This is a genomic window from Paenibacillus sp. P4_A7 (genome assembly GCF_056402455.1).
This window is the reverse complement of sequence record NZ_JBFUHJ010000276.1, coordinates 1-7,417: the sequence shown is the minus strand read 5'-3', so window position 1 is coordinate 7,417 and position 7,417 is coordinate 1. Positions and strand designations below refer to the sequence as shown.

Annotated in this window: 9 protein-coding genes; 4 read left to right on the top strand and 5 right to left on the bottom strand. The window is 40.0% G+C overall.

From position 1 onward, the window contains the following. Positions 1 to 580 precede the first annotated feature (580 nt). From AC1DWN_RS23495 to AC1DWN_RS23480, 4 genes are read right to left on the bottom strand one after another with little or no spacing between them, the layout of a single operon-like run. The gene (locus AC1DWN_RS23495; protein WP_477561319.1) at positions 581 to 1,309 is read right to left on the bottom strand and encodes a hypothetical protein; all 729 of its coding nucleotides are present in this window, start codon (positions 1,307 to 1,309) and stop codon (positions 581 to 583) included. Further along, positions 1,306 to 2,010 carry a fluoroquinolone export ABC transporter permease subunit gene (locus tag AC1DWN_RS23490; protein ID WP_477561318.1) on the bottom strand — a complete coding sequence of 235 codons (705 nt, stop codon included), beginning with the start codon at positions 2,008 to 2,010 and terminating at the stop codon, positions 1,306 to 1,308. The genes AC1DWN_RS23495 and AC1DWN_RS23490 overlap by 4 nt, the downstream gene beginning before the upstream one ends. Continuing rightward, positions 2,007 to 2,861, bottom strand: a complete 855-nt coding sequence (locus tag AC1DWN_RS23485) for an ABC transporter ATP-binding protein (protein ID WP_477561320.1) — start codon at positions 2,859 to 2,861, stop codon at positions 2,007 to 2,009. Before AC1DWN_RS23485 ends, AC1DWN_RS23490 begins: the two co-directional genes overlap by 4 nt. Positions 2,862 to 2,863: 2 nt before the next feature. Further along, a complete protein-coding gene (locus tag AC1DWN_RS23480) occupies positions 2,864 to 3,487 on the bottom strand; it encodes a TetR/AcrR family transcriptional regulator (protein ID WP_477561317.1) in 624 nt (207 codons plus the stop codon). Positions 3,488 to 3,667: 180 nt separating this feature from the next. Between AC1DWN_RS23480 and AC1DWN_RS23475 the strand changes: the two genes are divergently transcribed. Both AC1DWN_RS23475 and AC1DWN_RS23470 read left to right on the top strand, forming a co-directional pair. Then, entirely contained in the window at positions 3,668 to 4,441 is a 774-nt protein-coding gene (locus AC1DWN_RS23475) for a Cof-type HAD-IIB family hydrolase (protein ID WP_477561316.1), read from the top strand. A 485-nt stretch (positions 4,442 to 4,926) separates the two neighbouring features. Beyond that, on the top strand, positions 4,927 to 5,205 hold the full coding sequence (locus AC1DWN_RS23470; RefSeq protein WP_477561315.1) for a CD3324 family protein: 279 nt from the start codon (positions 4,927 to 4,929) through the stop codon (positions 5,203 to 5,205). A gap of 161 nt (positions 5,206 to 5,366) precedes the next feature. Here the strand turns inward: AC1DWN_RS23470 and AC1DWN_RS23465 are convergent, their stop codons facing one another. Beyond that, on the bottom strand, positions 5,367 to 6,263 hold the full coding sequence (locus tag AC1DWN_RS23465; protein ID WP_477561314.1) for an alpha/beta fold hydrolase: 897 nt from the start codon (positions 6,261 to 6,263) through the stop codon (positions 5,367 to 5,369). 233 nt (positions 6,264 to 6,496) lie between these two features. On the opposite strand from AC1DWN_RS23465, the gene AC1DWN_RS23460 reads away from it, so the two are divergent. Both AC1DWN_RS23460 and AC1DWN_RS23455 read left to right on the top strand, forming a co-directional pair. Continuing rightward, positions 6,497 to 7,006 carry a hypothetical protein gene (locus AC1DWN_RS23460; protein ID WP_477561313.1) on the top strand — a complete coding sequence of 170 codons (510 nt, stop codon included), beginning with the start codon at positions 6,497 to 6,499 and terminating at the stop codon, positions 7,004 to 7,006. 136 nt (positions 7,007 to 7,142) lie between these two features. Continuing rightward, positions 7,143 to 7,417: ATP-binding cassette domain-containing protein (locus tag AC1DWN_RS23455; protein WP_477561312.1), on the top strand; the 275-nt coding region annotated here is incomplete at its 3' end.

The window sequence follows — 7,417 nt, the reverse complement described above, 5'->3', positions numbered from 1 at the left end:
ATAATCGTCTGTTTTATCTCCGTCTTCCCAAATTTCTACGAATAAGGCGTCACAATTCTCAAAATCGGCCGGTTTAAAAGCAAGCGCTTTTTCCTCATCCGAACCTACATATACATTTTCCATACCGTCTTCGTTGAAAGATATAATGACGTATATTTTCATGTTCACAAGCCCTCCAACAAATTGATACTTAACAGTATAACAAAAAATACTTTAATGTGCCTGTCCCGAATTATTTAATATCAGTTACAGGGAGCATCAAAGCTACTTTTCCTTATTTAAACGTATTATTCTGATATATTCACGGGGAAAATAAGGTGTATCATAATCGTACTGACTAAGGGAGTCATAGGTTGAAAACATGTCATATTTTTGAGTCGACTGAGGAAGTATAGTAGCGTGATTCCATTGATTGCGAATCATGTTATCCAATAACCATCCTGAAGCTATGATTATAATGAAAATAATGGAACATATACCTATTTTCCGAATTGGCATGAAGATCACTCCTTAATAAAGAGTAATCCCCTTGATTGCACGATTTCATTCTTCGAGTGGATACAATATGCCTATTTATTTTCTAATCTATACGCTTTATAAACGTCTGAAACATGAACTTTAACAAAACGAGATGAAAAACGAGTCCAACTCCAAACGCTACCAGTGATGCCAGAGGTTCTTGTGATAAACCGAGAAAATAACTTCTAGCTGGCCAAAACGTAGGAATCCACATCCCCAAATACTGCCATGGTACGGGTACAAATGCAGCAACTATGGGTCCAGCGAAAAGCAATCCGCTAATTTTGGATAACGCTAAGCCTTCAACTTTATTTGCAGCGAAAGCCGCTAAAAACAGGGCCAGACAAGGCGCCTCAATTGTCAGTAATAACAATGAATAGAGGCTCTCGACTCTGATCTCAGCAATTCCCGATAAAAGAAAAAATAAACAGGTTAAAAATAAGGACAGAAAACTTGGTAAAAACAATCGATAAACAAAATAACCTTCGCGAGCAAGAGGTGTAATTGCATAATAGGCAATCATGTTTTCATCTCGCTCATCAAGCATGAGTAATCCTACCATCACACCAGGAAGAAGCGGGATAGTAAGTAGTAGAAAGGTTGTAGCAAAGTCCGAATAATCCAATAGAGAAAAAGTGAATTGCTGCTCAATCCAACGCGATAAGAGGGGGAAGATGAAACGTGCAAAAGCGATTACTGCGAGAGGTCCGAACAGACTAGCCATGAGCATCGGATCCTTCCAAATTTGTTGCATGTCATTTTTTAATAAAGCCTGAAACTTCATCTTCATTTGCCTTCTCCTATATTCATCAGAATTTTCCGCCTAAAGGACTGTTGTGCCCACCAAAAGACAAAAACGTTGCCAATTATTAAAATAATAATCGCATAAATAGTTTCACCTACAGAGACTTTGCGTACGATCGACTCTAAGAGCAAAAGAGTGCCTTCCGTTGGAAAAATCAAGTATAGAAATCTATGACCAATGTTAAAGAAATCGAGTAAAGGTAATGCAAGAGGCAGGGCATAGAGTTGCGATAGGAGAATAAAACCGTTTATCGATTGCGAACGAACGACTATTCCGATGGAGAGTAAAGTGAATAAACTGGAGGTAAGTATGACCGCAATTGTAAAATGAAAAGGGGATGCAGGTACGCCTATGGAGAAGCCATGTATGATCCAGGCGGATAAGATGGAGAGTAAGGACAAAGAAATCGCTTTGGCGAGTAAATACTCTCTTATACGTATGGGTGTAACGAATAAGCTATCATGAATGCCCTGATCTTTCTCTAATAGTACGATTCCCCCCGCCAAAATTAACCCTAGCGCACTCGGATCAGAAAAGGTGAGCAATAAGGCTACCGATTCTTTGAATCGAGCTGGAATCGTGTTTAGCAATACGAGATAGATCGAGCAGACAAATAGATAGACGATGTAGAACCGGTGGCGCCATTGGAAGCGAATATCGTGCATAATTGTCATGAACAGTCTCATACTAAAGATCTCCCTGTAACATCAATAAAGATTTGCTCAAGAGTGGCTTCTAATGAATGGATTGTTTCTATCTGTTCATTACGGAGAAGGTTTATGAACGAGAGGTTATCAGCTAATCCATTCATTGGAAAATGTTCTGTAATAAGTTCTTGATCCTTCAAGTATTCAACTCGTATATTTTTTTTACCATGTCGCAGTTTTAATTCCCTGGGTGAGTCAATGAGTGCAATCTGACCATCTACGATGAACGCCACACGGTCACAAAGCTCTTCAGCAGCTTGCATGTTATGTGTCGTTATTACAATGGTGGTACCTGCTGCTTTTTCCTTCAAAATTAACTCTTTCATTCGTTTAGAGTTAACAGGATCTAGTCCTGAGGTTGGTTCATCAAGAAATAAAATGCTTGGATGATGAAGCAATGATCGACAAAAATTAAGTCTCATTTTCATGCCCTTAGAGAGCTGAGACACCTTCATATGTGCTGCATCCTCAAGTCCGACCTGCTCGAGCAAGCACATTGGATCTTGCGTTTCGCTTTTATATAGGGAACGAAACATGTTCAGGTTCTCAAGAGCTGTAAATTTACTATAGAAGTTAGGGAACTCGAATGCGACACCAATACGTTCATAATAATCAGGATCAGTACTCTTAATTTCAGTGCCTAGAACCTTGACGCTACCCGTGTAGTTTTTTAGTGAACCAATAAGAATTTTTTGAGTAGTGCTTTTTCCAGCTCCAGATGGTCCAAGAAACCCAAAAACTTCCCCTGCGGAAATGGAGAAATGGATGTCGTGTAGTACGGTCTTCGTCGTTCCTGGATAAGTGTATTCCAGTTGGTCGACCTCTATTATCATCAATGGTTTCCCCCTGTATCTCTCTTTGCTAGCATTCCTTCCGATATCAAATCAAACATAAATGCCATCGTATCTGTATAAATATCTTCACCAATCTCTTTTTGATGTAAGGATAAGAGCACAAGTGATCTAATCATGCTGACAATCAACTCTGGCCTTGTATGTATAAGAATGCCTGCTGCTTGCCAATGTTGAATAACCGGCAGCATAGCATCCGTATCCTCCGAAAAATTGCGGTCCAGCAGTTCTTGCGGCAGCTTTCGGATGAGCTGCGAAATTTCACCTTCCAAATACATTTGCCGGATCAATGGGCTTTCGCCTAATAAACGAAAGGCTCCAAGCAGGAATTGTCGAATGCTCTCTTTGGTCACAATGGCTGTCTCATTCATAGAAGCAAGCATCTGGTTTCGTATAACAGATTCTTCCTCGAGTAATATGTGATAGAATAGCTCTTCTTTCGATCCGAAAAATTTATAGAAGGTGCCTTGCGCGATTCCAGAAGCTTTMGTTAAATCCTCCACACTCGTTTTTCTTAAGCCTACAGCTTCAAAGCTTCGTTTACCTTCTTCAAACAATTTTTGGCTGATCCATTGTTTTTCTTGTTCGTTGAATTTTTTTGGCATCGATTAAACTCCATTTCCCTTGGTGTTTATATGAATGAATTTATTTTATATTCACCATAATCGAATGTGGAATGTTTTGTCAATTAATTTCAGGTTGTCTATTACTTAATCTTTCACCGCAAGAAACAGTAATTATGCGATAATGCTATAAGTAGCTATGAGAATTGGAGTGGGGTTGTATTGAATAGGAAGCTTATATTTTTTGATATAGATGGAACTTTGCTAGATCATGATAAGAAAATTCCTGCGTCTACGAAGCAGGCGATAGCTGATTTGAAAAAGGATGGACATGAAGTGGTAATCGCAACAGGGCGAGGGCCATACATGATAAAGGAAGTTAGCGAAGCTCTGGATATTGAATCATACGTTAGCTTTAATGGCTCTTATGTCTGTTACAAGGGAAAGGTGCTGTACAGTCATGCCATTGATCCGTTTCGTCTGGAAGAGCTTCTTCAGGCTACGTTAAATAATCATCACCCTTTGGTATTTATGACACCCGAAGGCATGCGTACCAGTACGGGTAACAATGCTTATGTGGAATCGGGCTGTGAAGCTTTGAAAGCAAAGCTTCCTGAAATCGATCATGATTATCATAAAGGCCGTGAAATATATCAGTGTCTGCTCTTTTGTAAACAAGAGGACGAGAGCTGCTACAAAGATCATTTTTCTGAATTTGGCTTTATTCGTTGGCATGAGTATGGGAGTGATATACTTCCACCAGGCGGATCAAAAGCACGAGGAATTCAAGCGGTGATCGAGCATACAGGCTTTAAGGAAGAGGATATATATGCTTTTGGCGATGGGTTTAATGATCTTGAGATGCTTCAAAGCGTTTACCATAGTGTGGCGATGGGGAATTCACCAGATGTGGTCAAAAAAGCAGCGCGGTATGTAACTAAGGACGTAACAGAGGACGGCATATTATACGGGCTTAAAATGGTCGGTCTATTGTAGCATTTTAGCTGGAAAACGCTCTGTCTGGTAAAGTTCGTTTATAGATATTCTTGCACTTTCGCTCATCCATGAAATGGAAGTACAATGTAGAAGTCGGGCCGACGAAATAATTGGAAAGGAGTTGATCGATTTGATTACAAACCATGAGGTGATCTCCGTTTAAGACGGAGATCATTCTAACCGGGAGGTTGAAAGGCCTCCCCTTAAAAACTATATACTAAATATTTATAAATAATATGGAATTTATTGAAATATATCTTGAAAATAGTAAGTGCTTTCTTTATGATAAGTAAGTGGTACATCAAACCAATTGACGATAGTCAGTTTGTGTTTGAGGGGAAACCCGTGGGGGATGAGCCATCCACGGTTTTTTTCGTTTCAGTATTAAAAAAATCCAAAAACTAAGAAGGAGGTAGGAAACATGATTAATGCTCCAACATCAACATCGCAAGCAAGTTCTATCCTATTTGAGGAGGATTTTTATCGTGAACTACAAAAATGGAAGAGATGTTCTTCCCCCTAGCTTATTAAAAGAGCTGCAGCAATATATACAAGGTGATTTAATTTATATTCCTAAGCCAACTAATCAACGGGCCCATTGGGGTGAGGTTAGCGGTACACGGAAGCTGCTGGCGGATCGAAATCAGGAAATTTGTCGTTTTTATGCAAGTGGGTGGTCTGTTTCCGAGCTGGAGAACAAGTACCACTTATCTGTGGAAAGTATTCGCAAAATTGTTGTAAAAGCTAGAGCACTTAGTTTGTAATGAAGAGTAATGATAAATCCCTATTTGGTTATCCGTGTCTTACGTTCATGATCCTGTGAGCATAAGACACGGTGTACCGAAAGGGATTTTTTTATTTCACCGCTAAACGAGCTTATGCCGTAGAGGACGGAACAAGCCGTTTACGATTGTGGTACTTAGAATTAGTCTCTTCCTGCTTCATAAACCTTCTGTGCGAGATATCGCGGTTCCGTCTTTGCTGTAGTCATATGATCGCCTTGCCCGATAATGAATCGAAAGAGACCAAGCCGACTGGACATATGCGGATGCCAGCCATATTCGTTGCTGTACTGAGGCAATACGTTATCTGCCGTGAGGAAGATGTAGCTTTTGGGTATGTTCAAACTATAAAACCTTTTAAGATCAAGCTTCTCGTAAAAAGGCTTGGCTGGCTCTGGTGTTATTTTATTGTACATTTGTTGAGCTAACTCTAGACTTGCTAAATTCGCAAAGGTTTCACGAAATAATGGGAAGGGAAGCATAATGGTATCATCCATCGAGCTCTCCCGAAGTTGTTGAAAAGCTTGCCTAACATCTGGGGGGAATTCATCGGCAAGCATTTGTCCATCCTTCAACACAAATGCGTCGAGAAAGACAAGCCGCTTAATTCKGCCCGGGATGAGCTGGGCGACTGTCTGAACCAAGGAACCGCCAAAGCTGTGTCCAACCAGAACGATATCATGTAAATTTCTCGAATAGATGTAATCGGCAATGGACTGTGTGATCATTGTATGGGTAACATTTTTATTGGGGTCAGAGCCATGTCCAGGATATTCAGGCACATAAACAATATGGCCCTTCTGACGTAATTCATCTGCAACTCCATCCCAAAAGCTGGTATCTGCCCATGAACCATGAATCAGCACAAAGGTAAGCGGCTGCTGCATTACCCTGTAGCCTTCTTCGATTCCATATGGAGAGTACATCAAGGATGTATAGGCGTTGCTGTAATGATTCGGCCAATAGTGGGATGGATGCAGCTGAGATAGGTAAGTATTCGGATAATAGGCACTTGTGTCAGCTTGTTCGTATTGTCGCATTTTCATTTTCCTCTCAAATTATGATGTATCAGCATATGCCTATAATTCGAATAGGTTAACAAGATGAAATTACTTGTTTAGATTGGTTGGAGAATGGTTAAAGAATAGTAACAGTCTTCACAAAAATTTAATGATTTCTGTAGCTTTTTTGTAACTTAATTTAGCCTTCATTCGTTATATTATATAAGTAGGCAGAATAAGAATAGAGACCTGACTGAAGGAGCGTAAGAGCGATGAAAAAATATACGATGGTAGCTGTTGTCACGATTGCTTGTCTGAGCGCATTTAGCTTTGCGCTGGCGGGAGGCCGCGAATATAAACCTGTTAATATTACGCCGAATGTAGAAACAGGGTATATAGAAAATGTTAAACAGCAGGATAATCATTATGTTTTATCCATGGACCAAATTGATTGGTATGAAGGGGATATGGCGAAACAAAAGTTTATTGAGATTGAAGGAGACTCTGGGCTGGATGGACCACCTGACGGCTACTACATTGTAAATGATTATAGCAAAATAGAATCTTTGCCTATCGCTGACGATGCTGTCGTACTTATGCAAATTTATAATAGAACTGGTAATATACTAGAGGCAGACTTCCAATGGGATGAACAAATCTCACTAGAAAAGTTCGTAGAGATCATGAAAACTGAGGATGACCTCCAACTGAAAAGCTTTCCTTACCATTTAACGGTGGAGAATGGAGTAATAACTCGTATCGTTCAGCAATATGTTCCTTAAGCTTAATGCCGCAGCTAATGCGGCTTTTTTTTGTTGTTCCTTGACTGTTGCGAAAATTACTGTAGCATCGACAGAGAGAGTAATACAAACGTGAGATTATTCTACATAATGCTAATAGAATATAGAGGTGTAAACCGTGAGTGTAATTCGATTGGAAAATGTAACGCAAAAGTATGGTGACATGCTGATTTTTCGGGATATTTATTTTAAGGTAAGCAAAGGGGAAAGGATTGGTCTCATCGGTCGTAACGGTGCCGGTAAATCGACTGTATTCAAATTGATTCTCGGAAGAGAAGAACCAACGGCTGGCAAAGTAGAAGTAGACCCGCAGCTTAAGGTAAGCTACTTCTCTCAATTTTCAGAGCTTTCTGGTACTAACTCCGTCCAACAGGAGCTTGAATTGTGCTTCGA